Annotated in this window: 1 rRNA gene; it reads right to left on the bottom strand. The window is 49.6% G+C overall.

Features of this window, described 5'->3' with window-relative positions:
• Positions 1 to 230 (bottom strand): 23S ribosomal RNA (locus NO346_RS14985); the annotation flags it as partial.

Below are 230 nucleotides of genomic sequence, written 5' to 3'. Positions count from 1 at the left end.
ACAGTGGGTTCGGTCCTCCAGTTAGTGTTACCCAACCTTCAACCTGCTCATGGATAGATCGCCTGGTTTCGGGTCTACACCCAGCAACTAAACGCCCTATTAAGACTCGATTTCTCTACGGCTCCCCTATACGGTTAACCTTGCTACTGAATGTAAGTCGCTGACCCATTATACAAAAGGTACGCAGTCACCGAACAAGTCGGCTCCCACTGCTTGTATGCATGCGGTTT

It is taken from the genome of Acinetobacter sp. 5862, from assembly GCF_024494585.1.
In the GTDB taxonomy this organism is placed as follows: Bacteria; Pseudomonadota; Gammaproteobacteria; order Pseudomonadales; family Moraxellaceae; genus Acinetobacter.
The sequence above is the reverse complement of the archived record's forward strand: the minus strand, read 5'-3'. Positions and strand labels throughout refer to the sequence as shown.